Source organism: Candidatus Polarisedimenticolia bacterium (assembly GCA_036001465.1).
Taxonomy (GTDB): domain Bacteria; phylum Acidobacteriota; class Polarisedimenticolia; order Gp22-AA2; family Gp22-AA2; genus Gp22-AA3.
On sequence record DASYUH010000014.1, the window covers coordinates 23,484 to 48,647 of the forward strand.

The 25,164-nt window shown below is 69.1% G+C and carries 31 protein-coding genes; 10 read left to right on the plus strand and 21 right to left on the minus strand.

The window, feature by feature from the left end; translation table 11 throughout:
- The first annotated feature begins 89 nt into the window (after positions 1-89).
- The 10 genes from VGV60_03365 to VGV60_03410 all read left to right on the plus strand — a co-directional run bounded on the left by VGV60_03365 (position 90) and on the right by VGV60_03410 (position 7,871).
- On the plus strand, positions 90-743 hold the full coding sequence (locus VGV60_03365) for an SgcJ/EcaC family oxidoreductase (GenBank protein HEV8700293.1): 654 nt from the start codon (positions 90-92) through the stop codon (positions 741-743).
- A 44-nt stretch (positions 744-787) separates the two neighbouring features.
- On the plus strand, positions 788-1,267 hold the full coding sequence (locus tag VGV60_03370) for a hypothetical protein (GenBank protein HEV8700294.1): 480 nt from the start codon (positions 788-790) through the stop codon (positions 1,265-1,267).
- Entirely contained in the window at positions 1,264-1,767 is a 504-nt protein-coding gene (locus VGV60_03375) for a DUF1648 domain-containing protein (GenBank protein ID HEV8700295.1), read from the plus strand. Before VGV60_03370 ends, VGV60_03375 begins: the two co-directional genes overlap by 4 nt.
- 97 nt (positions 1,768-1,864) lie before the next feature.
- Positions 1,865-2,137, plus strand: a complete 273-nt coding sequence (locus tag VGV60_03380; protein HEV8700296.1) for a DUF4242 domain-containing protein — start codon at positions 1,865-1,867, stop codon at positions 2,135-2,137.
- A gap of 38 nt (positions 2,138-2,175) precedes the next feature.
- A complete protein-coding gene (locus VGV60_03385; protein HEV8700297.1) occupies positions 2,176-2,604 on the plus strand; it encodes a GNAT family N-acetyltransferase in 429 nt (142 codons plus the stop codon).
- Positions 2,601-2,996, plus strand: a complete 396-nt coding sequence (locus VGV60_03390; protein HEV8700298.1) for a RidA family protein — start codon at positions 2,601-2,603, stop codon at positions 2,994-2,996. The genes VGV60_03385 and VGV60_03390 overlap by 4 nt, the downstream gene beginning before the upstream one ends.
- The gene (locus VGV60_03395; protein ID HEV8700299.1) at positions 2,993-3,892 is read left to right on the plus strand and encodes a phosphodiester glycosidase family protein; all 900 of its coding nucleotides are present in this window, start codon (positions 2,993-2,995) and stop codon (positions 3,890-3,892) included. Before VGV60_03390 ends, VGV60_03395 begins: the two co-directional genes overlap by 4 nt.
- A gap of 72 nt (positions 3,893-3,964) precedes the next feature.
- On the plus strand, positions 3,965-5,344 hold the full coding sequence (locus tag VGV60_03400) for a pitrilysin family protein (GenBank protein ID HEV8700300.1): 1,380 nt from the start codon (positions 3,965-3,967) through the stop codon (positions 5,342-5,344).
- Positions 5,341-6,906, plus strand: a complete 1,566-nt coding sequence (locus tag VGV60_03405; protein ID HEV8700301.1) for a pitrilysin family protein — start codon at positions 5,341-5,343, stop codon at positions 6,904-6,906. Before VGV60_03400 ends, VGV60_03405 begins: the two co-directional genes overlap by 4 nt.
- Before the next feature lie 17 nt (positions 6,907-6,923).
- Complete coding sequence (locus VGV60_03410; protein HEV8700302.1) at positions 6,924-7,871, plus strand: histone deacetylase; 948 nt, start codon at positions 6,924-6,926, stop codon at positions 7,869-7,871.
- A 1-nt stretch (position 7,872) separates the two neighbouring features.
- On the opposite strand, the gene VGV60_03415 is transcribed toward VGV60_03410, so the two are convergent.
- From VGV60_03415 to VGV60_03515, 21 genes are all read right to left on the minus strand, one after another.
- On the minus strand, positions 7,873-8,139 hold the full coding sequence (locus VGV60_03415; GenBank protein ID HEV8700303.1) for a BolA family protein: 267 nt from the start codon (positions 8,137-8,139) through the stop codon (positions 7,873-7,875).
- Positions 8,136-9,098 carry an ornithine cyclodeaminase family protein gene (locus tag VGV60_03420; GenBank protein ID HEV8700304.1) on the minus strand — a complete coding sequence of 321 codons (963 nt, stop codon included), beginning with the start codon at positions 9,096-9,098 and terminating at the stop codon, positions 8,136-8,138. Before VGV60_03420 ends, VGV60_03415 begins: the two co-directional genes overlap by 4 nt.
- 94 nt (positions 9,099-9,192) lie before the next feature.
- Positions 9,193-10,560: a sigma-54 dependent transcriptional regulator gene (locus VGV60_03425; protein HEV8700305.1), complete on the minus strand. Its 1,368-nt coding sequence runs from the start codon at positions 10,558-10,560 to the stop codon at positions 9,193-9,195.
- A gap of 233 nt (positions 10,561-10,793) precedes the next feature.
- On the minus strand, positions 10,794-11,348 hold the full coding sequence (locus tag VGV60_03430) for a S24 family peptidase (GenBank protein ID HEV8700306.1): 555 nt from the start codon (positions 11,346-11,348) through the stop codon (positions 10,794-10,796).
- Positions 11,349-11,371: 23 nt separating this feature from the next.
- Entirely contained in the window at positions 11,372-12,364 is a 993-nt protein-coding gene (locus VGV60_03435; GenBank protein ID HEV8700307.1) for a gluconeogenesis factor YvcK family protein, read from the minus strand.
- Positions 12,361-13,914 carry a GWxTD domain-containing protein gene (locus VGV60_03440; GenBank protein HEV8700308.1) on the minus strand — a complete coding sequence of 518 codons (1,554 nt, stop codon included), beginning with the start codon at positions 13,912-13,914 and terminating at the stop codon, positions 12,361-12,363. The genes VGV60_03435 and VGV60_03440 overlap by 4 nt, the downstream gene beginning before the upstream one ends.
- 28 nt (positions 13,915-13,942) lie before the next feature.
- On the minus strand, positions 13,943-14,941 hold the full coding sequence (locus VGV60_03445) for a peptidylprolyl isomerase (GenBank protein HEV8700309.1): 999 nt from the start codon (positions 14,939-14,941) through the stop codon (positions 13,943-13,945).
- Between the two features lie 230 nt (positions 14,942-15,171).
- A complete protein-coding gene (locus VGV60_03450; GenBank protein HEV8700310.1) occupies positions 15,172-15,657 on the minus strand; it encodes a zf-TFIIB domain-containing protein in 486 nt (161 codons plus the stop codon).
- 66 nt (positions 15,658-15,723) lie between these two features.
- Positions 15,724-16,407 (minus strand): phosphoribosyltransferase family protein, encoded by a 684-nt coding sequence (locus tag VGV60_03455; GenBank protein ID HEV8700311.1) that lies wholly within the window; start codon positions 16,405-16,407, stop codon positions 15,724-15,726.
- Positions 16,408-16,416: 9 nt separating this feature from the next.
- Positions 16,417-18,012 carry a 2,3-bisphosphoglycerate-independent phosphoglycerate mutase gene (gene gpmI, locus VGV60_03460; protein ID HEV8700312.1) on the minus strand — a complete coding sequence of 532 codons (1,596 nt, stop codon included), beginning with the start codon at positions 18,010-18,012 and terminating at the stop codon, positions 16,417-16,419.
- A 16-nt stretch (positions 18,013-18,028) separates the two neighbouring features.
- On the minus strand, positions 18,029-19,411 hold the full coding sequence (locus tag VGV60_03465; protein HEV8700313.1) for a tetratricopeptide repeat protein: 1,383 nt from the start codon (positions 19,409-19,411) through the stop codon (positions 18,029-18,031).
- A 36-nt stretch (positions 19,412-19,447) separates the two neighbouring features.
- The gene (locus tag VGV60_03470) at positions 19,448-19,807 is read right to left on the minus strand and encodes a TraR/DksA C4-type zinc finger protein (protein ID HEV8700314.1); all 360 of its coding nucleotides are present in this window, start codon (positions 19,805-19,807) and stop codon (positions 19,448-19,450) included.
- Positions 19,808-19,828: 21 nt separating this feature from the next.
- The gene (locus VGV60_03475; GenBank protein ID HEV8700315.1) at positions 19,829-20,785 is read right to left on the minus strand and encodes a sigma-54 dependent transcriptional regulator; all 957 of its coding nucleotides are present in this window, start codon (positions 20,783-20,785) and stop codon (positions 19,829-19,831) included.
- Between the two features lie 54 nt (positions 20,786-20,839).
- Positions 20,840-21,202 carry a ribosome silencing factor gene (gene rsfS / locus VGV60_03480; protein ID HEV8700316.1) on the minus strand — a complete coding sequence of 121 codons (363 nt, stop codon included), beginning with the start codon at positions 21,200-21,202 and terminating at the stop codon, positions 20,840-20,842.
- A 16-nt stretch (positions 21,203-21,218) separates the two neighbouring features.
- Positions 21,219-22,283: a GTPase ObgE gene (gene obgE / locus VGV60_03485; protein HEV8700317.1), complete on the minus strand. Its 1,065-nt coding sequence runs from the start codon at positions 22,281-22,283 to the stop codon at positions 21,219-21,221.
- A 139-nt stretch (positions 22,284-22,422) separates the two neighbouring features.
- Positions 22,423-22,698 (minus strand): 50S ribosomal protein L27, encoded by a 276-nt coding sequence (gene rpmA / locus VGV60_03490; protein ID HEV8700318.1) that lies wholly within the window; start codon positions 22,696-22,698, stop codon positions 22,423-22,425.
- Positions 22,699-22,721: 23 nt separating this feature from the next.
- On the minus strand, positions 22,722-23,039 hold the full coding sequence (rplU, locus tag VGV60_03495; GenBank protein HEV8700319.1) for a 50S ribosomal protein L21: 318 nt from the start codon (positions 23,037-23,039) through the stop codon (positions 22,722-22,724).
- Positions 23,040-23,161: 122 nt separating this feature from the next.
- Positions 23,162-23,749: an ADP-ribosylation factor-like protein gene (locus tag VGV60_03500; GenBank protein ID HEV8700320.1), complete on the minus strand. Its 588-nt coding sequence runs from the start codon at positions 23,747-23,749 to the stop codon at positions 23,162-23,164.
- 27 nt (positions 23,750-23,776) lie between these two features.
- A complete protein-coding gene (locus VGV60_03505) occupies positions 23,777-24,271 on the minus strand; it encodes a roadblock/LC7 domain-containing protein (GenBank protein HEV8700321.1) in 495 nt (164 codons plus the stop codon).
- Between the two features lie 137 nt (positions 24,272-24,408).
- Positions 24,409-24,819: a hypothetical protein gene (locus tag VGV60_03510; protein HEV8700322.1), complete on the minus strand. Its 411-nt coding sequence runs from the start codon at positions 24,817-24,819 to the stop codon at positions 24,409-24,411.
- A gap of 9 nt (positions 24,820-24,828) precedes the next feature.
- Complete coding sequence (locus VGV60_03515; protein HEV8700323.1) at positions 24,829-25,125, minus strand: hypothetical protein; 297 nt, start codon at positions 25,123-25,125, stop codon at positions 24,829-24,831.
- Positions 25,126-25,164 lie beyond the last annotated feature (39 nt).

Below are 25,164 nucleotides of genomic sequence, written 5' to 3' on the forward strand. Positions count from 1 at the left end.
CCGCCCGACGGCGGAGTGCGCCGTCTCGCCGTCGCATTCCAGCGGCGAGGTCACGCTATCGGTCGGCGGCGCCACGGATTCTCCGGCTCATGCTGGGTTGGGCGGTCGTCTGGGTGGTCCTCGAGATTCTCGTCGTCGCCAGCGGCAGCTCCCCTGGCCGGCCGATCGGCTGGCGGGATGCTGTGGCGATCCTGGAGGTGCGACACCCGTGGAAACCGGAGGGTGATCCGATGGAGCGGACGGCCCGATCGATCCTGATCGTGACCGGCATTCTGCTGATCGCGAGCGGCCTGGCGCACGCCATCCTGGATCCGCCGGCCCTCCGCCTGGACGCGGCGGCGACGCAGGTCTCCGCCCCGCCGGCGGAGCGGGCGCAACTCCCGAGCGTCAGGCTGCCGGCGGCGCTGGCGCGCGTGCTCGCCGACTACGAAGCCGCGTGGAGGAGCAAGGACGCCGCGGCCCTGGCCGGGCTCTTCGCGGAGGACGGCTTCGTCCTCTCGAACGGGGCGCCTCCGGTCCGGGGCCGCCACGCGATCCGGACGCATTACGAGGGGCAGGGCGGACCCCTTTCGCTCCGCGCGGTGGCCTTCGCGACGGAGGGCTCGCTGGGGTACATCATCGGGGGGTTCGCGAGGCGGGCGGGTGAGCCGGACATCGGGAAGTTCACGCTGACGCTGCGCCGGGGCGAGGACGGCCGCTGGCTGATCGTGTCCGACATGGACAACGGCAACTCGCGGCCCTAGCCCGGATGGTCGGGTCGTCCGGCGGGCCACGATGGAGGATGGAGATGGACGCGCGGGCCGCCCTGGCATTCGTGAAGAAGCACGGCATCGTGCTGATGGCGGCGCGGGGCCCCGTGCCGAGCCTGGCCGAGACGATCGGGGGCGGTCCCTTCCGGGGCAGCTGGTGGTCCCACCCCAAGGCGCAGGACATGTACCGCATCTTCAACGCCGTATCCGACTCGAGGCAGATCCTGGTCTGCCGGCTTGTCGGCGGCAAGGTGACCTTCGTGCACCGGCGGGTGTGGCCGGCGCTGGCGCGCCTGTCCGGGACCCTTCCGAGGCGCGGGCTCGCCGCGATCCGGGAGGAGCACACGAAGCAGGGCCGGCACCGGGTGCGGGTCACTCCGTACCCGCGCTGGGTCCCGAACGAGGTGCTGGCACGCGCCAGGCGGATGAGCCATGACGACGCCGTGGCGCGGTGCGGCGCCGGGGTGATCGTCGCGGCCGGGAGACGACCGGCCGCACGGCGGCGGGTGAAGGGGTGAAGGGGGCCTCGCTCGCGTTCCTGCTCCTGGCGGCTCTGGTCTCCGCGCAGATCGCCTACTACTACCCCCTCCTCCCGGACCCGATGGCGTCGCACTTCGGGCTGGACGGCGCTCCGAACGGCTGGTCGTCGCGCCTGACCTTCTTCGCGATCTACCTGGCGTCCCTGCTCCTGACGGCGGGGGCCCTGTTCATCCTGGCAAGCGTTCTGAAGCGGATGCCGGAGCGCGCCATCAACCTCCCGAACCGGGACTACTGGCTGTCGGCCGAGAGGCGGGACGAGGCGCTGGGCTATCTTCAGGGCATGGTTGGATGGTGCGCCGTCGGCGTCCTGCTGTTCATGCTCCTGGGGACGCAGCTGGTGATCCGGGCGAACCTGACAGCGGGGGGCCGGCTGGAGAGCGGGAAGCTGGGATGGACCCTGGCGCTTCTCGCCCTCTGGGTCATCCTGACTCCGGTCCGGGCCTATCGGCGCCTGTCGAGAGTGCCCGGGGGCGGGTAGCCCGGACTGCTCATCACGCCGTCGCCGCGGCGGACCGCCGATTTATACTGGGACGTCCAGGGCGCCGGGGAAGGCGCCCCGGCCAGGGAGGGATGCCATGCCCAAGTTTCTGATCGAACGGGAGATTCCGGGAGCGGGGAAGCTGTCGCCCCAGGAGCTGCGCGCCATCTCGCAGAAGTCCTGCGGCGTGCTCAAGGAGATGGGGCCGCAGATTCAGTGGGTCGAGAGCTACGTCACCGCCGACAAGGTCTACTGCGTGTACGTGGCGCCCAACGAGGAGATGGTCAGGAAGCACGCGCAGGCGGGGGGCTTCCCGGCGAACCGCGTGTCGCGCATCGGCGCGGTGATCGACCCGACCACCGCCGAGTGACCGGCGCGCGCTCCCGACGCGAAAGGGAGGCGGGCGATATGGTCGTACGACCGATGACGGCCCGCGACGCGGACGCGGCGGCGCGTCTGTCCGATCAGCTGGGATACCCTGCGACGGCGGACGCGATGGAACGCCGGTTCCGCGCGCTCGCGGACGATCCCGACGCCGCCCTGCTGGCGGCCGAGGAGGCGGGCGGCCGGATGGTCGGCTGGATCCACGTCTGCGGTCGGCGCTTTTTGGTTTCGGACGCGTTCGCGGAGATCGTGGGCCTGGTCGTCGAGACCTCCGCGAGACGGCGGGGCGCCGGCAAGGGCCTCGTCCTCGCGGCAGAGGAATGGGCGCGGAGGCGCGGCTACTCCGTGATGCGCATCCGTTCGAACGTGCGGAGGATGGAGGCCAGGCCGTTCTACGAGAAGCTGGGGTACGAGGTGGTCAAATCGCAGTGGGTGTTCCGGAGGTCGCTGTGAAGCCGAGGATCAGCGTTGCGACAGGAACGCCCTGGGAGCCGCTGGTGGGCTACGCCCGGGCGGTCCGCGTGGGGCGCCATGTGTACGTCTCGGGGACGACGGCCACCGATCGGGACGGACGCGTCGTCGGGACCGGAGACCCGCACGCCCAGGCCGTGCAGACCCTCCGGAACATCGAGACGGCGCTGCGGCGGGCCGGCGCCCGTCTCGAGGACGTGGTGCGCACCCGCATCTATGTCACCCGCATCGACGACTGGCAGGCGATCGGCCGCGCGCACCGTGAGTGCTTCGGAGCGGTCAGGCCGGCCACCAGCATGGTCGAGGTGAGCCGGTTGATCTCCCCCGAGATGCTCGTCGAGATCGAGGCCGAGGCGATCGTCTCCACGGAATGAGGCCGGCGCTGCGGGCCCTCTCGGCGGCGGTGGCCCTCGCGGTCGCGGCCGGCCTGGCAGTCCCCTTCGACCGGCCCGCGGCCGCCCCCGGCCTCCCTTCCGTCGATCCGACCGCGGCCTGGCGGTCGCTCGAGCCCGGCCTCGATCTCGGAGAGTTCCTCTCCCCCCGCCGCTCCGATCGCGGCGACTCGATCGTGCGTGTGCTGCGCGCCGATCCTCTGCGATTCGAGCTGCGCCTGCTCAACGCCTCGGCCCCGGGGCAGGGGAGGGCGCTGACGGCGCGCGAGTGGTCCCTCCGGGGCGGCCTGGCGGGGGCGATCAACGCCAGCATGTATCAGGCCGACCACCGGACCAGCGTGTCCCTGATGCGGACCTCGATCCACACCAACAACGGGAGGCTCTCGAAGGACCGGGCGATCCTCGCCTTCGAGCCGAAAGACGACAAGGCCGCGCCCGTCCTGATCATCGATCGGGAGTGCGACGACTTCGAGGCGCTGCGCGGGCGCTACGGGACGCTGGTCCAGAGCATCCGGATGCTGTCGTGCAAAGGGGAGAACGTCTGGAGCCAGCAGCCGCGTCGCTGGAGCGCCGCGGCGATCGGCACCGACGATCGGGGTCGGGTGCTGTTCGTCCACGTGCGCTCGCCCTACAGCGTGCACGACCTGATCGGCATCCTGAAGGACCTGCCGCTGGGCCTGTCGCGGATGCAGTACGCCGAGGGGGGCCCGGAGGCGCAGCTGTACGTGCGGAGCGGCGGGGAGGAGCACGAGTGGATCGGCAGCTACGAGTCGGGGCTCTCCGAGGACGACGACAACCGGGTCGCCTGGCCGGTGCCGAACGTCGTCGGGATCGCCCGACGGGCGGGCGTTCCCGCCGGCGTCCCGGGGCCCCGCTGACCGTGTGCTAACATGACGGACGCGACGCACGTGGCCGGCGGCCACGCGGCCGCGTCGCGCAGGAGACTCCCGATGCCGGATGTGCTGAAGCTCGCGGTCGCCCTGACCGCCGTGATCCTCGGCGCGCGCCTGACCGCCTGGGGCGGCGAGGCGCCGAAGGGCGGCTCGAAGATCTTTCCCTATCCCACGCAGGTCACCGTCCTCGACAACGGGCTGAAGGTCGTGGCCGTTCCGTTCGACAGCCCGGGCCTGATCGCCTACTGGACGGTGGTGCGCGCCGGCTCGCGCAACGAGATCGAGCCCGGCAAGTCCGGGTTCGCGCATTTCTTCGAGCACCTGATGTTCCGCGGCACCGAGACGTGCCCGCCGGAGCGCTACAACGCGATCCTGAAGGAGCTCGGCGCGGACCACAATGCCTTCACGACCGACGACTACACGGCCTATCACATCCTGGCGCCGGCGTCGGCGCTCGAAACGATCATGGTCCTCGAGTCCGACCGGTTCATGCACCTCAAGTATTCGGAGGAGATCTTCAAGAAAGAGGCGGGGGCGGTGCTCGGCGAATACAACAAGAGCGCCTCGGACCCGTTCCAGACGCTGAACGAGAAGCTGCGCGACACCGCCTTCGGGACCCACACCTACAAGCACTCGACGATCGGATTCCTGAGGGACGTCCAGGACATGCCGAACCAGTTCGCGTACAGCAGGCAGTTCTTCGACCGCTTCTACCGGCCGGAGAACTGCGCGCTCCTGGTGGTCGGCGACGTCGACCCGAAGAAGCTGGCGGGGATGGCGCGCCGGCACTACGGCGCCTGGAAGCGCGGCAGCTACCGCGCCCAGGTCCCATCCGAGCCGCCGCAGCCGGACGAGCTGCGGGTGGAGGTCGCGTGGCCCAACCCGACTCAGCCGTACCTCTACGTCGGCTACCACGGCCCGGCGTTCTCGGACACGGGGACGGATCTGCCGGCTCTCGACCTGGTCTCCCAGCTGCTGTTCTCCGAGTCGTCCCCCCTCTACCAGAAGCTGGTGGTGGACGAGCAGGAGGTCGATGTGCTGTTCGGAGGGGCCCAGGACCACATCGATCCGTACATGTTCGAGATCGCCACCCGGGTGAAGAAGCCGGAGCGCGTGGCCTACGTCGAGGCGGCGATCACGGCCGCCCTCGAGGAGCTCCAGGCGAAACCGATCGCCGCCGATCGCCTCGAGAAGGTGAAGTCGCACATGAAATACGCCTTCGCCATGAGCCTGGACGCCGCCGGCTCGGTGGCGCGGAGCCTCGCCCACTACGTCGCGGTGGCGAACGACCCCCAGGCGGTGAACAGGGTGTACGCATCCTACGATCGTCTCACTCCCGAAGACGTGCGCGCCGCCGCCCGCAAGTACTTCGTGCGATCGGGTCGGACGGTCGTGACGCTCGCCCACAAGCCGGGCGTGGTCGGCGCGGGCCAGTGAGCCGCGCGCGCCGGCACTCCGTGGCTCTTTCCGCCCTGGCAGCCGCGATCGCCTGCGTCCTGGCGATCCAGCCGGCGGACTCCAAGGAGACGAAGCCGATGAAGCCCACCTCGAACCCGGCGAAGGACGGCGCCGTCAGGACGATCCTCCTGCCGGCCCCTGCCTCTCCCCTGACGGCGTTCCGGATCCAGTTCGGCTGCGGGTCGATCGACGATCCGGCTGGGAAGGAGGGGCTGAACGCCCTCACCGCCCTGACCATCGGCGAGGGCGGTACGCGTGAGATGACCTACCGCGAGCTGACCGATCGCCTCTACCCGATGGCCGCGACGATCACGCCCCGGTTCGATCGCGAGACGACCACGTTCGTGGGCGAAGCGCACCGCGATCACCTGAAGGACTACTACGGGCTCCTCACGGGCGTCCTGCTGCGACCGCGCTTCGACGAGGCGGACTTCCAGCGCAGTCGCGACTTTCTGCTGGCCGGGCTCACCACCGGCCTGCGCGGCAACGACGACGAGGGGCTCGGCAAGGCGGCGCTCGGGTACCTGATGTACGAAGGCCACCCGTACCGGCTGCCCGATAGCGGCACCGTTCAGGGGTTGAAGGCGATCACCCTGGAGGACGTGAAGGCTCATTACCTCAGGTGCTACACGCAGGGCAACGCCGTTCTGGGGGTGGCAGGCGGGTACCCGGAGTCCCTGATCGTCTCCATGAAGAAGGATTTCACGGCCCTCCCGCCGGGCGGGCCGCGTCGCGCCGCGCTGCCGAAGCCGCGGCCGATCCAGGGTGTGGAGGTGCTGCTCGTCGAGAAGCCCGCCTCCGCCACGGCGATTTCCCTCGGGTTCCCCATCGCCGTGACACGCTCCGACAGGGACTTCTACGCCCTCCTGGTCGCCAATTCGTACCTGGGGGAGCACCGCACGTTCAACGGCCGCCTCATGAACAAAATGAGGGGGGAGCGCGGCCTCAATTACGGGGACTACTCGTACATCGAACACTTCGTCCAGGACGGCGGCAGCACGCTGCCGCTACCCAACCTGTCGCGCCGGCAGCAGTTCTTCAGCATCTGGATCCGTCCCGTGGAGCATCCCAACGCCCTGTTCGCCCTGCGGCAGGCGGTGCGCGAGCTGCAGAGGCTCGTGGACTCGGGAATGAGCGCCGCCGACTTCGAGGCGACCCGCAAGTACGTCCTGAACGTCTCGCGCCTGTGGACCCAGAACTTCAGCCGCCGGCTGGGCTACCGGATGGACTCGGATTTCTACGGCTTCCCCAGCTTCATCGACCGCATCCAGGACGAGCTGCCGCGCCTCAAGGTCGAGGACGTCAACGCCGCCGTCAAGCGCCACCTGCAGGGAAGAAACCTGGCGGTCGCCATCGTGACCCCGGACGCCGCCGCGGTGAAGGAGACCCTCCTGTCGGGCCGGCCGACGCCCATCACCTACCAGACCCCCACGACGAGCGAGACCCTGCTCGCCGAGGATAAGGAGATCGAGGCCTTCCCCCTGCCGATCAACCGCGAGCGCGTGGGCATCGTCAAGGCGCAGGACCTGTTCGAGCGGTAGGAGTGCCGGGCCCCCCCATGGAGCAGAAAGCGCCGGTCGCGTTCGTCTTTCACGAGGACTGCCTCGAGCACGACAACGGGCCCGGCCACCCCGAGCGGCCGGAGCGGATCCAGGCCATCCGCGATCACCTGGCGCGCCGTGGCCTGCTCGATCGGCTGCTCGTCCTCCGCCCCGACCCCGCCCCGATCGATCGCATCGCCCGGGTCCACGAACCGGCGTACATCGAGGCGATCCGCCGGGCGTGCGAGCGGGCTCCGGTGCAGCTCGACCCCGACACGGCGGTCTCGTCCGGATCCTGGAGGGCCGCCCTGCTCTCGGCGGGAGGCGCCCTGGCGGCCTGCGACGCGGTCGCCACGGGGAGGGCCCGCTCCGCCTTCGTCTGCACCCGCCCCCCCGGCCATCATGCCGAGGCGGGCCGCGCGATGGGCTTCTGCCTGTTCAACAACATCGCCCTCGCGGCGCGGCATCTTCAAGACACGCACGGCCTCGGGCGCGTCTTGATCGTCGACTGGGACGTGCACCACGGCAACGGCACGCAGCACCTGTTCGAGTCGGACCCCACGGTCTTCTACTTCAGCACCCACCAGTTCCCCTTCTATCCCGGCACCGGCTCGGCGCGCGAATCCGGCAGCGGGCGCGGCGCCGGCTTCACCTTGAACTACCCTCTTCCGGCCGGATCGGGCGACGCCGAATACATCGAGGTGTTCCAGACCGTCCTGCGCCCGGAGATCGACCGCGTCCAGCCCGAGGCGATCCTGATCTCGGCCGGTTTCGACGGCCACCGCGACGACCCGCTCGCCGGGATGGACCTGACGGAGAAGGGGTACGCGGCGATGACGTCGATCCTGCGGGAGGCCGCGGAGAGGCATTGCGGCGGGCGGATCGTCTCCCTCCTGGAAGGAGGCTATGACCTGAAGGCGCTCCAGGCCTCGGTCGAGGCGCACCTTCAGGCGCTGGGAGCCTAGGTCACTCGGAAGGGGCCCGGGTCTTCAACCCGAGCGCGTGGATCTCGCTGCCGATGAGGTCACGAAGCGCCTCGTTCACCAGGCGGTGACGGTCGAGCAGGGATTTTCCTTCGAACTCCGCCGACACGATCAGGATGTCGAAGTGGCCGCCTCCCGCGGCGGCCCCGGCGTGACCGGCGTGCTGTGCGCTGTCGTCGCGGATCTCGAGACGCGTCGGATGGAACCGGTCGAGGAGGATCGCCTGGATCCGCGCGCGGACGCCGGTCACCGGGCCGCCAGCGCGCGCCCGGCGCCCGCCTCGACGGCCCGGTCGTAGACGACCGAGGCGGCCGCCAGGTCCTCCAGCCCGATTCCCAGGGACTTGAAGAGGGTCACCTCCCGCTCGTCCCGGCGCCCGGGGTGCGCGCCGCCGAGCACGTCCTTCAGCTCCACGGCCCGCTCCAGCGCGGAGGTCCCGGCCGGGCCGGTCCCCGGCGCCAGGAGGTCGCCGGCCTCCAGGCGGGCCTGTTCCATCGAGTCGACGACGATGAGATCGGAGCGCCTCACCGACTCGTCGTCCAGCTCGCGCCGCTCGGCGCGATTGCTGCCGACCGCGTTGACGTGCATCCCGGGTCGGAGCCAGGCTCCCCGGATGACCGGGGTGCCGGAGGAGGTCGCCGAGACGACGATTCCGGCGCCCTCGATCGCCTCCTCGACCGCGGAGCACGGGGTCACCGCCACGCCCGTGGCCGCCTCGGTCTCGCGGCAGAACTCGCGCAGGCGGTCCCGGTCGCGGCCGAAGGCGCGGATCGTCTGGAGCCGTCTCACCGTCGCGACGGCCAGCGCCTGGCTGCGCGCCTGCCAGCCGGTCCCGATGATCGCGAGCGAGGCCGCGTCGACGCGTGCCAGGCGCCGCGTCGCCACGCCCGTCGCGGCGCCGGTGCGGGTCTGCCCGAGGCGGTCCGCCTCGATGATCGCCAGCAGGGCCGAGGTCCGCCCGTCGAACAGCAGGACCACGAAGCGCGCGGCCGCTCGAGAGGTGGCATAGACCTTGGCCGCGAGCCGCTCCCAGGTGGCCGAGCCGGCGGACAGGGAATGCAGCATCGCGCCGGGGATCGCCGCCCGCGCGCGGGGCCGGCAGTCCGCCTGCCCCCGGGCCCACTGGCGGAACGCCTGCTCGACCGCCTCGATGCATGCCGGCATCGTCAGGAGACGGCCGACGTCGTCCTCGGTGAGATAGACCGCCATGGACGGAGATGGTATCCCAGGGCGGGAATCGGAGGGAGGCGGACTTCCGGGAGCCGGCGCGGGCATGCGGCCGGTCCCGGCCCCCTACTCGGGTCTAGTTGCGGTTCTTGCTCCAGCGGTCGTGGGTGATGCCGTGCTTGTGGACCTTGTAGTTCATCACCCGGCTGCTGACACCCAGGAGCTTGGCGGCTTCCTTCTGGATCCAGTTGCTGCGCTTGAGGGCCTCGAGCAGGGCGGTCTTCTCCAGCGCCTCCAGGTTCAGCAGGTCGGCGGCGAGCGCGGGGGTCATGCCGATGGAGTGCTCGCGGTCCAGCAGGGTCAGGTCGGCGGAGCGGACGGAGTCCCCCTCGCACATCAGGACGGCGCGCTCGATGCTGTTCTCGAGCTCGCGCACGTTGCCGGGCCAGCGGTATTCCTGGAGGCTCTTGACCGCGTCGGCCGAGAAGCCGGTGACCCGGCGGCGGAGCTCGCGCGCGAAGCGCTTGATGAAGTGCTCGGCCAGAGGAACGATGTCCTCGACGCGCTCGCGCAGCGCCGGCACCATGATGTTGACCACGTTCAGGCGGTAGAACAGGTCCTCGCGGAAGCGGCCTTCCTTGATGGCGGCTTCGAGATTGATGTTGGTCGCGGCGACGATGCGCACGTCGACCTTGATCGTCCGGTTGCCGCCGAGGCGCTCGAACTCCTGGTTCTGGATGGCGCGCAGCACCTTGGCCTGGGTGTTGGCGCTCATGTTCCCGACCTCGTCGAGGAACAGGGTGCCGTCGTTGGCCATCTCGAATCGCCCGATGCGCATCTGGTCGGCGCCGGTGAAGGCGCCCTTCTCGTGGCCGAACAGCTCGCTCTCCAGCAGGTTGTCGGGGAGCGAGGCGCAGTTCATACGCACGAAGGCCGCGTCGTGGCGGGGGGAGTTCCGGTGGATCGCCTCGGCGACGCGCTCCTTGCCCGTGCCGGTCTCGCCCTGGATCAGGACGGTCGCGTTCGAGGCGGCCACCTTGTCGATCATCTTGAAAATCTCGCGCATCGCGGCCGACTGCCCGACGAGGCCGTAGCGGTCGGACGGATCGGCGTGCGGCTCGGTCATCGAGCTGAGCCTCACGACCAGCCTCTGGTGCTCCATGGCCCGCTGCACTTTCATCTCGATCGCTTCGAGGGACAGGGGCTTCTGCACGTAGTCGAAGGCGCCGGATCGCATCGCCTCCACCGCGCCCGACCCGTTCTCGCCTGTGACGATGACCAGGGTGCCGGCATTCGTCGAGCGCGCCTTGCGCAGGATCTCGAGGCCGTCGGCCCCTCCGATCCGATGGCCGGAAATCACCAGGTCGAAAACCTGCTTTTCGATTCTCTCGAGGGCGTCCTTGCCGGATTGGGCGACCTGGACCTTGTAGCCGCTCTTGCTCATCGACTGGACGAGCCCGTCGCGCAGGGTCCTGTCGTCCTCGGCAACCAGGATGTTCTTCATGCCTCCGGCTCCTCCGCGCGGATCGTGCTGGAAATCATGCTCAATACAACGGGTTAATATAAATTTCGATGATCGAGAGTCAAGGAAGTGGAGCGCATTTTTCGTGCTCGAGCAGCCGATCGTGGACGATTTCCCGGGCGGAGCTCGTCAGGAGGTTGACGTTGCCCTGAAGTCGGTGGGCCTACGCACGTCGGCGGGCGTTTCGGGAGGTCTCCGTCGCGGCGCGCGCCCGGTCAGCGGCGCTCGCGAAGGAACAGGCCAAGAATCCGCTCGATGCCGGCAAAAGCGGCCCGGGCGGCGCGGCCGAATCGGCCGATCGGGGCCCCCGGAGCGCGAGGCGGCGGCAGGATTGGACGAAGAAGGCGGGAGAGGCCGTAGGCGACGCGATAGAAGCGCGCGAGGAGGTCCGTCTCGACGGAGACCACGCGCTCCATCCCCTTCCTGCGCCCCGGCATCTCGACGGCCACGACCCTGGCGATCACCGCCGACTCGGGGACCCGCTCCCGCACCCGGTTGTAGTCGCCCCGGAAGACCAGGCGCGTCCCATCCCCGTCCATTTCCTTCCAGACGAGCCGGTGAATCGTCAGGTAGCGCTCGCCGCGAAACACGGCGATTTCGCCGACCTTCAGATCGGCCCCCGTGGCGCGACGCACGTAGACGCGCCAGCCCATCTGCAGGGTCGGGTGCATGCTCGTGCCGTTGACGCCGATGAGGGCAGTCTCCGAGCGGTTCAGGGATTCGGAGAGGAGCTCCGCCGTGAGCGGTTCGTCGCTCAGGTTCAGTCGCATCGGGGCGCCATTCTACTAGGAGCCTAAGCGCGCCGGCGCAGGAGCGACAGCAGGGCGCGGGCGAGCTTCCCCTCGTGGTGGCGCACCTTGGCGACGAGCGGATCCTCCTGCACCAGGTCGCGCAGCACCGGTGTCACACCAAGCCGGCGCACCGCCGCGGGCGACCAGAGAACCGGGTGGGCCCTCTCCCGGGCGTAACGCCGGCGCAGGGCGGGGCGAATCGGCCCGCCGCTGGCGAGATAGACATCGATCAGGCCCGGCCCGGCCACGCGACGGATCGTCTCGAGGTGGTCCGCCGCCGCGAACCCGTCCGTTTCGCCCGGCTGGGTCATGATGTTGCCGACGAGGACCCGCAGGGCGCGCGAGCGGGCGATGGTCTGGGCGACGCCCCGGACCAGGAGGTTCGGCAGGAGGCTGGTGAACAGGCTTCCCGGGCCGAGGACGATGAGATCGGCCCCGCGCAGGGCGGCGAGAACGCCCGGGGCCGGACTCGGGGCCGGCGGCGACGTCGCGATCCGGACGATCGGCGAGCGGCTCGCCGAGATGCGCGATTCCCCGCTCACCATCCGCCCGTCGGCCAGGCGGGCCCGCAGGACCACGTTCTCGAGGGTGGCCGGGAGGATCCGTCCGCGGATCGCCAGGACCTCCCCGGAGGTCTCGATCGCCTTCAGGTAGGAGCGCCGGCAGTCGGCCAGCGCCGTCAGGATCAGGTTGCCGACGCTGTGGCCGGCCAGTCCGCCCCGGCCACGGTAGCGGTACTGGAACAGGGCCGACATCAAGGGCTCGTTCTCCGACAGGGCCACGAGGCAGTTGCGGATGTCCCCCACCGGGAGGACGTTGTAATCGCGCCGCAGGCGCCCGCTGCTGCCGCCGTCGTCGGTCACCGTGACGATGCCGGTGAGCGCCCCCCCGCAGGCCGCGATCTCCCGCTTCAGGGCGCGCAGGACCACGGGCAGCCCGGTGCCGCCGCCCAGGGCCACGACCCTGAGCCCGGCGGGGAACCGTCGCGTCCTCACAGGACGCGGAATGAGACCTCCTCGATGGACTGCCGGTCGCCCACGTTGTCGGTCACCTGAACCTTCAGCCTGTAGGTGCCGCGCTGCCAGTCCTTGATCGGAACGGTGTACCCCTGGACCTGGCTTCTCTGCCGGGTCAGGCGGATCGGCTTGCCGAGGGGCGCGAAGACCAGCCCCCCCGGCCCGGTGTCGCGTGCCGAGAAGAACTGGTACTCGAGATCGAGATCGGGGCGACCGTCGATCGGATCGTTCTCCGGTCCGTAGATCTGGTAGTAGAACGCGAAGTCCTCCCCGTTGTGGAACACGTCATCGGGCCGCGGTATCACCTTGAGGCTGCCCAGGACGAAGGGGGTCGAGTAGCCGGCGGCGGGCCGGTCGACCCGCTCCAGGCGGCTGGCCAGCGTGATGCCGCTGAGCCGGAAGCGGTCGTCGTGGAAATCGGGCACCTCGACCTGTTCCTTGAAACTGAAGACCTCGCCGGTCGACCGATCGACGACGCCGTAGAAGGCGGTGTAGGGGCCGGCCCGGACGGTCTGCCCGCCCTGGAAGAGCCGGTAGCCTGCGGCATCGCTGGAAGCCGATTCCTCGCCGGCGCGGAGCTCGGACGGGCCGGCGAAATCGTACGTCGGCAGGTCGGGCCGTCCCCCCACGAGGCGGGCCACGACCTCGAAGCGATCGCCAGCCGCCGCGACCCCGGAATCGGCTGCGCCTGCCGCGGCGGCCGCGCCCGGCTCGCCCGCCGGCTTCTCCCGCCTGCCCTCCAGGAGCAGATCGGGCCTCACCCCCAGGGTGAGGACGGCGAAGGTGTTGCCATCCGTCGAACGGAAGAAGTCGCGGTGCGTGCGGAACGGACTGGTGTCGAACAGGGCGCGGGCGCTGACGATGGTATCGAGGACCTTCGTCTGCTCCGGCAGGCTCTTCATCTGCATCGCCTGCATCTGAAACGCGATGGAAAAGGGGTTCTCGAACCCGCTCAGGACGAGGTTGTTCGACAGGCGGTACTCGCCAGTCTGGTCCTTCACGAAGCGGACGATCGGCATGGAGTCGATGCCGGCGGCACCGCGGTTGCGGTAAGTCCAGGTGATCGCGTCCGGGACGAATTCATCCCGGAACTGCTTCTGCTCGAAGTCGTCGGGCGGCCCGAGCAGGATGTAGATCTTGCCGCGATCGGTCTTCCAGCCCGGCTTCGTGGAGTCCGTGAAGATGCGGCTGGCCTCGGCCACCCGGGAATAGAACAGCGCCCGGTACTCGTTCTCGGGCGTGGACGCGATCGGATCGCGGCTGGCCCAGAAGGTCCGGATGAACTCGGAGCGCGCCTCGTCGGTCTTCAAGGCGCGGAAGGCGTCGTCCTCGTCCTTGCCGAGCAGGTAGCGGACCGGCCCTTCGCGCCAGCGCTCGTTCGGGGCGTCGTAGTCGACGGTCTTGCGGGCCGCCGGAGCCGCGGGGCGCCGTTCGTCCGCGCCCGTCCCGGCCTGGAGCGGCCCGGCGACATCGCCTGAGCCGGCGACCAGGAACGCCGCCGCGACGAGCGCGGCACACCATCCGCGCATCGCTTCACCTCACACGTCCGTCCGGGCCCTAGGAGCTCTTCGCGGGCTTCTTTTCCCGGATCTCGATTTTCTTGATCGTCACGTCCTTGATGGGACGGCTGGCGGCGCGGGCCGGACCGCCGGTGGTCGGCAGGTTGCTGATCGCCTTGACGGTGTCCAGTCCCTCGACCACCCGGCCGAACACCGTCACCCGCCCATCGAGGTCGGGCTGGGCCGTGGCGGCGATCATGAAAATGCTGCCGGACTCGTCGGCGCCGGTCTGGGAATTGCGCACCTGCGCGACCACGCCGGGAAGGACCTTGAGGCCGTTGGGCTCCTGCGGCATGTTGTAGCCGGGAGAGCCCCGCTCGTCACCCGTGGGGGAGCCGCCGAAGATCATCTCCCCCTTCACGATTCGGTGGAACAGGAGGCCCTGATAGAAATCCAGGTTCACGAGGTCGATGAAGTTCTTCGTATGGAACGGCGCCAGGTCCCGGTAGAACTCGATGACGACCTTGCCGAACTCGGTGTCGATGACCGCCTGGTAGTCCCGCGCCGGGTCGTATTTCTTGATGATGCGCGTCGCCAGGCTCTGCTCGGGGATGTCCGGCGCCGACCAGGTGATCCGGTAGGTGCCGACCGCGCTCGTCTTCGGAAAGTGCTGGCTCAGGTTGATGATCTTGCCGAAGAAGGCGTTCGGCTCGAGGACCTTCGGCTGCCCGTCCCTCGCGGCAGGAGGGACCTTGGCCTTCTCCAGCTTCGTCCCCTCGCTGTCGAACATCTGCAGGCCCGCCTCGATGTCGATGCCCGGGTTGACCCACTGGGCCTTCCCCTCATTCTTGAAGAGGATCGAGACCTGCACGGGATCCCCGGAATACTGAAAGCGGCCCGGAGTCTCCAGGTGGACGTAAAGCTTCGGTCCGTCCTGACCCCTTGCCGGCGAGGAGAAGCCCCAGAGAGATCCCGCGATCGCCAGGGCCAGGGGAGCCGAAACCCGGGCCCGCCTCGCGGCCGAACCCGTTCGCATCACGAGAGGACAGACAGTCATGTCGCGCACCTCTTCCTGCATCAACCTGTTCGATGACCGGGGGCTGCGTACCGGAGACCTGCCGGAGCGGCCCCACAAAGCACGACGCGCGGCGACGGGGCCGCGCGGCCGTCAAAGATGCTACGACAGGAACCAGGGACTGTCAAACTCCACGGGCCGCAAGCGATCCCCGGCCGGGAGCCGGCCTCATACCCGGCGAAGCCCCTGGCGCTTCGGGGCCGCGGGTCGTGTCAGAGGGTCAGCTTCCTGAGGAAGCGCTTGCGCTCGAGCTGTGCCAGGTGGGCATAGTAGGGGCCGTTCTCGCGCAGCATCCTGTCCCAGGTGTCGATGAACAGCACCAGGCGGTCGATGCCGTCCTTGGGGATCCAGACGCCGTGGTCGTTGATGCATTTGTAGATGGCGACCCCCGAATTCGCCGAATAATTGACAGGGCGCATGATGCCGATGCAGTAAGGGCACTTGACGATGCGGCGCGTCTCATCGTCCCCCAGCCGGTAGGACGGCGCGGCGCGGCTGAAGGTCATCATCTCCTTGACGCGGTCGGTCGGGAGCGATTTGGGGCCGATCTCGATGATCCACTTGAGGCGCCCCTCCTCCAGCCAGGTGCCGCCGCAGTCGCCGCAGGAGTCCACGGGGATGGTGAGATACTTGATCGAGGCCATGGAGCCGCCGCAGCCCGAGCAGAACACGGATGTGTCTCCAGAATCCGCCTTCATATACGACCAGACACCGCACCAGGCAAGGACTTTGAGGGAATGATCGATCCGCGGTGACGCGGCGTGTCAGGAGAGCCTCGAGGTGCGCGCGAACGCGCAGCCGATGATGCCCGCGGCCCCCGCCCGGAGAAGCGCGCGCGCGCACGCCTCCAGCGTCGCGCCGGTCGTGACCACGTCGTCCACCAGCAGGATCCTGCGATCGCGCACGCGAGAGGCGCGGGCGGCGTAGCAGCCGGCCAGGGATGCGAGGCGCTCCTGCCTCGACAGTCCGAGCTGGCGGCGGCCGGCGCGTCGCCTCGCGAGCGCCCGGGTGGAGAGGGGCAGGCCGGTCCCACGGGCGATGGCGCGCGCCAGGAGCCCGGCCTGGTTGTAGCCGCGGCGGCTATGCCGCCACCAGTGCAGGGGGACCGGCACGACGAGTTCGGGGCGCAGGAGGGCGAAGAGGGGGGCGAGACGCGCGGCTGTCTCCCGGCCCAGGGGCAGGGCCAATCCGTCCATGTCCTCGAATTTCAGGGCGCGCACCAGGCGCCCGGCCGGGCCCTCGTAGTCGGCGGCCCAGAGGAGAGCATCCAGGGGATGGCTCGCGGGGCGGAGCCCGGGGGCCCAGGGCAGGACGCGCCAGCAGGGGAGGCAGACGCCTCCCTCCTGGCGCCAGGGCAGGATCCGCGCGCACAGCAGGCAATCCGCGGGAAAGATCGACGCGAGGAGCGCCCCGCCGAGGCGCCCGAACGCGCGCAGCGAGCCTTGCAACCGGACCCGTCAGGGAGCCCGAGGCTCCAGAAGCAGGGACCGGCCCTCCATCTCTTCGGGCGCCTCGAGCCCCATGAGCGACAGCATCGTCGGCGCCACGTCCGACAGCAGCCCGCCCGCTCTCGATCGCTTCCCTTCCAGGCCGGCCGCCACGACGTGCGCCGGGACCGGATTCATCGTGTGGGCGGTCAGGGGGGATCCGGTCTTCGGATCGACCATCTGCTCGGCGTTGCCGTGGTCGGCGGTCACCAGGGCGAGCCCCCCGAGACGCAGGATCTCCCTGACCACCGCCTCGACCGACTCATCGACCACCCTGCACGCGGCGGCGGTCGGCTCGAGACGTCCCGTGTGGCCCACCATGTCGGCATTGGCGAAATTGAGGACGATCGCCTGGGCCGGCCTGGCCTGCAACCTCTTGAGGACCTCCGCCGTCAGCTCGCGGGCGCTCATCTCCGGTTTCTGATCGTAGGTCGCGACTCCGCGCTGGGAGGGAACGAGGCAGCGCTCCTCGCCGGGGAAGGCGCGCTCTTCGCCGCCGTTGAAGAAATAGGTCACGTGGGCGTACTTCTCCGTCTCGGCGATGCGCAGCTGGGGCAGGCCGGCGTCGCTGACCGCCTCGCCGAACGTCCCCTTGATGTGCTGCGGCGGGAAGGCCACCGGGAGCCGCCAGGTCCGGTCGTAGGTCGTGAAGCAGACGAACGTCCCCAGGGCCGGGCGCGACGGCCGGGGGAACGGCCGGAAGTCGTCCTCGGTGAAGGCGCGCGTGATCTGCCGGGCCCGGTCGGCGCGGAAGTTGAAGAAGACGATGGCGTCCCCGTCGCGGACGCGCGCCTCCCTATCGGCACCCCGGGGCGATGCTCCGGCCGGGAGGCCACCCGCGCCGGACTCGATGATCGATGGGACCAGGAACTCGTCGGTGATGCCGGCGTCGTAGCCGGCCTGGACCGCCGCCTCGGCGGTCGGGTAGACCGGCCCCTCGCGCAGGGCGACGGCGCGCCAGGCCTTCTCGGTGCGGTCCCAGCGTGTGTCCCTGTCCATGGTGTAGAACCGGCCGGACACGGTCGCGATCCGTCCCAGGCCGAGGCGATCGAGCATGGCCGAGGCGCGTCGCGCGTGCTCCGCGCCGCTTTGGGGCGGTGTGTCGCGCCCGTCCATGAACGCGTGCAGGAAAAGGCGGCGCACCCCGGCGTCCCCCGCCGAGCGGACGACGGCTTCCAGGTGATCGACGTGGCTGTGCACGCCGCCGTCGCTCAGGAGGCCCATCACGTGGAGGGCCGCCCCCGGCCGGCGCGCCACTTCGAAGGCCGCCGCGAGGACCGGGTTCCGGTCGAACTCCCCCGTGCGAATGGCGCGGTTGATGCGCGACAGGTCCTGCAGGACGACACGCCCGGCGCCGAGGCAGAGGTGGCCGACCTCCGAATTGCCGATCACCCCCCGGGGGAGGCCGACCGACTCCCCGGAGGCCTCGAGGAGGGACGTCGGATAGGTGCGGCCGAGCCATCCCATGAAGGACGGCGCGCATCGGGCGATGGCGTTCCCTTCGGTGGATTCGCTGTGTCCCCAGCCGTCCAGGACGATGAGGACCGCGGGAAGGAGAGGCGGCATCGGCTCGCGGGATCCCCTACACCTCGCCCGTCTCGGCGGTGTAGACGGGCGCCGTGCTGATGCCGAGCTCCTCGATCGGACGCTCCTCCTGGAAGTCGACCGCGACGCTGTTCCATTCCCCGCAGCGGTCGCAATAGTCGGTCCAGGCGGGATACTTGCGCGAACACGTGGCGCAGGCATACTCGACCTTCAGGACCTCGGCCTGCCGCAGGACGAGCTCGAGCTCCTTCAACGCCTCGCGCAGGTGCCCCTGGCGCTCCATGAGCTTCGCGAGGTGATAGTGCAGGGCGGGGAAGTAGGTGACCCGGCCCTTCATCTGCGAAAACTGCTGGAGCGCCTCGTCGATCATCTCCAGCCGGTAATAGAGCTTCCCCAGGAAGAACCGGGGGATGATGTCCTTCTGGCTCTTCCAGATCGCCGCCTTCAGCGCCTCGATGGCCCGGCGGGGCTGCTCCAGCGAAAGGTAATGGTCCTCGATGGTCGTCAGGAACACCGGGTGGCCGGTCGCTTCGTAGGCCTTCTCCCACACGTCGACCGCCTCCTCGGGCTGGTGCAGGGCCAGGAGCGCCTTGCCGAGGGCGAGGTGCCCCGGGACGAACGAGGGCTCCATGCCGGCCAGCCGCCTGAGGATGCCGATCGCCTCGCGCGTCCTGCCCTGCTCGAGCAGGCGCTGCGCCAGCATGTAGCGGATGCCGAGGTGGTGCTTCTTCTCGGACTTGGCCGAGCGTCCCATCTCGACGAGCTGCTTCTCGATGCTCTGCTGGATCTCCCAGGCCTTTTCCCACTCCCCGCCGCTGATGCACAGGGCCCGGTACTTGCGGCAGGCGGCGAGCGAGCGCTTCGGGTTCTTCTCGATGATGCGGTTCAGGACCGCCTTGGCGTTCTCGAGGGCCCCGGACTCCTCGTAGTCGGCGACCAGGGAGTAGAGAGGCTGCAGGTCGGTCTCCTTCACCCGTGCCGCGCGACGGTGATACTCGATCGCCTCGCCGTGACGCCGCAGGGCGCGCAGGACCTCGCCTCCCTTGATGAGCGAGTCGAAATGGTTCGGGTCGATCTGGAGCGCCGCCTCGAAATGCTCCAGGGCCTTCTCCTCGCGCCCGTTCAGCATCGATTCCACGCCGCGCAGGTAGTGCTCCTCCGCTTCCTGGCGCGAGCGGGCCTGCCGGCGCGCGGTCAGGTCCCCGAGCATGCGGCGCAGGTCGCGGAGCACGCCGAACAGGAGGGGCACGAGCATCGACACGCCGCTCGCGAGGAGCAGGGCGAACCAGACCGGCATCTGGATGCCGCGGCTCAGGACGAGCCGGCTGTCGAGGACGGCCTGGTTGGTGACGTACAGGATCGACAGGACGGCGACGATGACGGCCCCGAACATCAGGTACAGAACGGTCCGGATCTTCATCGCAGTCCCGCCGGAGGCCGCGCCCCCGTCACGAAATTAGATCAATCCCTTCTCGACCTTCTCCTGACAGGTGACGCAGTAGCTCGCCCAGGGGACCGCCTCGAGGCGCTTCCTCTCGATCTCCTCCTCGCACTCGAGACAGGTGCCGTACTTTCCCTTGGCGATCCTCTGCAGCGCCAGATCGACTTTTTGAAGGACCTCGCGGTCGGTGTTGGACAGGGAGTAGAGGAACTCCTTGGTGTAGGCGCTCGAGGCCTTGTCCGCCAGGTCCTGGGTCCCCTCGTCCTCGGTCAGGCGGCCGTAGTTCTTGTTCTTGTTGTAGGCCTCCGCCACGCTCTTCTTCTTGTCGAGGAGGCGCTTCTTGTAGGTCTCGATCTGCTTCTTCAACATCGCCATTGTGGGGCTTCCTTTCCACCCTCAGGGAATTCCGTAGCGCTTGCGTTTCTCCAGCAGAGTCTTGCGGTTGATGCCGAGGATGCGCGCCGCCTCGCTCCGATTGCCGCCCGTCGCCCGCAGGACGTCGCGGATGTACTGCTCCTCGACCTGGGCCAGGGACAACCGTCGAGCGACCGCCCCCGCAATGGGCCCGGGATGCGAGTCTCCCAGGATGCGGAGGGCGTCGGGGCCGATCTCGTTCCCATGCTCCATGATCGTGGCGCTTTCGATCACGTTCTGCAGCTCCCTGACGTTGCCGGGCCAGGCGTGGCGCATCATCCGGTCCAGGGCGCCCCGCGACAGGGCCTTCGGGGCGGCGCCCTGCCGCCGCGCCAGGTCGCGCAGAATCTGGTCCGCCAGGACCGGCACGTCCTCCATCCGATCGCGCAGCGGGGGAATCTCCAGCCGGATGACGTTCAATCGATAGAACAGATCCTTGCGGAAGCTTCCCGCCGCCACCAGCGGCGCGAGATCCGCCTGGGTCGAGGACAGGATCCGCACGTTCACGCTCAAGGTCTTCGTCCCCGCGAGGCGCTCGAAGCAGCGCTCCTGCACGACCCGCAGCATCTTGCCCTGCAGCGAGGGGGCCAGCTCGCTCACACCGTCGATCAGGATCGTGCCGCCGTCCGCCAGCTCGAAGCGCCCCTTCTTCTGCTCGGCCGCCCCGGTGAACGCGCCCTTCTCGTGACCGAAGAGCTCGCTCTCGAGGAGATCGACCGCGACGTTGGCGCAGGCAATGGTCACGAACGGCCCGCTGCGCCTCGGACTCACGTCATGAATGAAGCGCGCCAGGATCCCCTTGCCCGTGCCGCTCTCGCCGACCAGGAGGAGGTTGGCGTCGCTTGCCGCCACCTTCCGCGCCAGCGCGACGACCCGCTCCATCAGCGCCGACCGATGGACCAGGGGAGCCGCCGCAAGGTCGGAGGCGATTGCATTCACGCGGGGATCCTTCCGCCAGTAAGGCGGGTAATGTACGGATCGCCCCGGACAAAGTCAACTCTTGCGCGCCGCCGAAGTGCCTTTGTTCCTGCGGCTTTGAGCGCGCGCCGGCGCCACCTTCGGGGCGTCGCCCCAGAGCCCCTCCAGGTTGTAGAACTCTCTGGTCTCGCGCGTGAACACATGCACCACGAGATCGGCGAAGTCGATCAGGATCCAGTCGCCGAGATCGTATCCCTCCACATGGCCGGGATGCACCCCCTTGTCCGCCAGCCTTTCGACGATGGCGTCGCAAATCGCCTGCGTCTGCCGCCTCTGCGTGCCGCTGACGATCACGAAGGCGTCGGTGAACGAGGCGATGCGCTTCAGGGCGAGCGCCACCGGATCCTCCGCCTTCCTGTCGGCGGCGGCCTCGAGCACGAGCGAGATTTTTCTCTTAAGTAGGATGAGCTCCTCCTTGCCGGCGGTCCCTGCCGAGGGCCGACGGTGTTCCCGCCGGGACCGGGTCGCCGGCGCTCAGGATCGACCAGACCTGCTCCAGCAGCTCGCGAATCCCCTCTCCGCTCACCGCCGAGACGGCGAGAAACGGAACGCCTTCCGAGGCGCAGCGGGCGCGCAGCGCCTCGAGGCGCCCGCGATCGGTCACCGCGTCGATCTTGGTGCCGGCCACGACCTGCGGCTTGCCGGCCAGGCCGTCGCTGAAGGCACTCAGCTCGCCGTTGACGATGTCCAGGTCGCGCACCGGATCGCGGCCGGACATTTCCGAGGCGTCCACCAGGTGCACGAGCACGCGCGTCCTCTCGATGTGCCGCAGGAACTTGATGCCGAGCCCCTGGCCGTGGTGCGCCCCCTCGATCAGCCCCGGGATGTCGGCCACGACGAAGGTCCGGTACTGGCCGAGATCCACCACCCCGAGGTTCGGCTCGAGGGTGGTGAAAGGATACGCCGCGACCTTCGGGTGCGCCGAAGAAATGCGCGAGATGAGCGTCGATTTCCCCGCGTTCGGAAAGCCGACCAGGCCGACGTCGGCGATCAGCTTCAGCTCCAGCCGGAGATGGCGCTCCTCGCCCGGCTCGCCCGGCTCGGACTCGCGGGGCGCCTGGTGCGTCGACGTCGCGAAGGCGGCGTTGCCGCGTCCCCCGCGCCCGCCCTTCGCGACCAGGACCTGCGCCCCGGGGGAGGCCAGGTCGGCCAGCAGGGCGTCGTTCTCGTCCACGACCACGGTGCCCGGCGGGACCTTGATGTACAGGTCTTCCCCCCCATGTCCGGCCCGATCGCTCCCCTCGCCGTGGCGCCCGCGTTCGGCTTCGAACCGCCGGCGGTAGCGAAAGGCATTGAGCCCCTTGAGCGAGGGATCGGACACCAGGTAGACCGAGCCGCCGTCCCCCCCCGGCCCGCCGTTCGGACCGCCCCGTGGAACGAACTTCTCCCGCCGGAAGCTGACGCAGCCGTTGCCTCCGTGGCCTCCGACGACGACGATGGCTGCCTGATCGATCAGCACGTGGCGTGGCTCCGGGTGCCGCCCAGGCGGCCCGGGATCCTGCCGGCCAAGGGCAGGACGCGAAACGAGCGGGGACAGCGGCTCGTGCCCCCTCGCCTGGGAGCGTGCGCCGGGAGGGCGTCGGACCTGAATCGAATCGTTATGGCCGGGCGGGGCTGGCCGGAGCGGGGAGCACGCTGACGAACTTGCCCATCCGCCCGCGGTCCTGGAACTTCACGACACCGTCGATCAGGGCGAACAGCGAGTCGTCGCGCCCGAGGCCCACGTTGTGGCCTGGCTTGATGCGCGTCCCACGCTGGCGGACCAGGATGGAGCCCCCGGTGACGGTCTGGCCGCCGAAGCGCTTGACCCCCAGGCGCTGGGAGTTGCTGTCGCGGCCGTTTCTCGAGCTGCCTCCGGCTTTCTTGTGGGCCATTCGCTCTCCTCGCCGATCTTCGCCTAGCTGGCGTGAATCTCTTCGACGACCACCGCCGTGAACGTCTGCCGGTGCCCGCGCGTGCGCCGGTACTGTTTGCGCTTCTTCTTCTTGAAGATGAGGACCTTCTTGGCCTTGTCCTGGGCCACCACGCGCGCGACCACGTGGGCCCCCTTCAGGACCGGTCTGCCGATCTGCAGCCCGCCCGTGGTGTGCAGGGCCAGCACCTGATCGAACGTCACCTTGTCGCCGACACCCGCGTCCACCTTCTCGATCTTGATGTGGTCGCCTACGGCCACCTTCTGCTGCTTCCCACCGGTGCTGATGACGGCATAGCTCACGGAGTGTCCCCTGTTGATTCGTGCTTGGCTTGGCGACGAGCCGGTGATTATAGCGGCGGCTCGGGAGGCGTGTCAACTGATGCAGGTCGGGAGACGCTGTCGCCGCGGCCAAGCGGCGGGGGTCAGCGGCCCTTGCGCAGCTCGAGGAGCACCATCTTGGCGATGGTCTTGAGGGTCTCGAACACGCCCGTGCCCTTGGAGGCCACGGCTTCGAACACCGGCTCGCCCTTGCGCACGAGCTGCCGCTTCATCTCCTCGGCCGGGAGGGCCGACGGCAGGTCGCGCTTGTTGAGCTGCAGGACGTAGGGGATGGTGCGCAGGTCGTACCCCTGCTCCTTGAGGTTGAGGTCGAGGTTCCTCAGGCTCTCGAGGTTGGCCTCCATGCGCGCGGCCTGCGAGTCGGCGACGAAGACCACGCCGTCCACCCCTTTCAGGATCAGCTTGCGCGAGGCGTCGTAGAACACCTGGCCCGGGACGGTGTACAGATGGAAGCGGGTGCGGAAGCCGCGGATCTCTCCCAGGTCGAGGGGCAGGAAGTCGAAGAAGAGCGTGCGGTCGGTTTCGGTGGCGAGCGAGATCAGCTTCCCCTTGGCGTTCGGGTTGGTCTTCTCGTAGACGAACTTGATGTTCGTCGTCTTGCCGCCCAGGCCGGGGCCGTAGTAGACGATCTTGCAGTTGATCTCGCGCGACGCGTAATTGATGAACGTCATCGGATGAGCCGATCGCCCCCGCCTGCCTCAGTCGCTGAACAGCTTGTCGATGTCTTCGTCGGTGATCTCCGCGAACGGAGAGCCGCCGGCGGCGGCCTTGCGCGGCGCCGCCGATTTCTTGAGCATCACGTCCAGGATCGCGGCCAGCTCGGTGGATCCCTTCTTCACACGCAGACGCACGAGTCCGATGGAGGACCGCTCGTCGAAGATGACGACGAGGATCACCCTGCCGCCGACGACCGAGATGTGCAGGTTGTCCCGCTCCCCCTCGTGGAACAGGACGGAGAACTCCTTCTCGCCGATGAGCCGGGCGAGCGAGTCGGTGGCGGCGACGTTGCCGGCGGCGAGGGACGCCAGGGCGGTCGTGTCGATGGAGTTCAGCTCGCCGATCGCCGCGATCTGCTGGCCGTTCTTGTCGACCAGGAAGACGACCTTGGCGTTGCACTCTCCCCTCAGGCGGGAGATCACCTCGCGGATCTTGGTGAACTCCTCTTCATGAAGGACCAGGTCGTTACCGGGCATCCCGTGGATCCTCGGACTTGCCAGCTTGGCCCGATCGTCAGATGGATGACGGACGGATGCCGGCGGGTGTCAATATGAAGCACCCGCAGGGAAAGATCAACGGCCTGAGGCGGAGAGGGGCTCCGGGAGCCCGGTTTCTACTCGCGCGGCAGGTCGATCGCCTCCACGTGGAGCCGGCCGGTGGCGGTTCTCATGGCCTCACCTCCCCGCTTCAGGAACTCCTCGCGCGGGACGAACGAAAAGCCGCACGGGACGTCCGGAGAGATGATGTTCCGGTCGCGGAGGTCGCGCTCGTCGATGGGAAACAGCCGGCAGACCCTGGGCTTGATCTCGTGGATGGTGCAGCGCACCGGCGTGGCCTGCCGATCGAGGAGCGGGCAGGTGAACATGAGGTGGCAGCAGGCCCCCGTGCGGTCGCACTGCCCCACGCGGCGGGCCAGGCTTTCCCGCACGTACCCGGGACGGAAGTGGGCCAGGCAGAACCGCCGCACCTTGCCCCACCCGAGGGTGGCCCGTTCACGCAGGGTCAGGCTGGCTGTGGTTCTCACGGTGGGAGCCTAGCGCCCAGGCTCGAGGAGGTACCGGCGCTGGATGATTTCCATCCCCTCGGTCGCGAAGTGATGGGTGAGGATGCGGGCGGCATAGTCGGCCGCGGCGGCCGCCGTGGCGCCCACCCACTGTTTCGGCAGGGCGGGGGCCCGGGGATCGAAACGGCTCATGGTCCAGAACGAACCATCCGGCAGGCGAATCTGGGCGATCCAGTGGCCCGGCGCCTTCTCCACGAGGACGGAATAGGTCTCGTCGGTTTTCTGCCGGGTCCGGACCAGGTACTCGAAGGCCGTCAGCTGCTGCATGACGGGGACATTATACAACCCTGTGCCATTCGGGCCCGG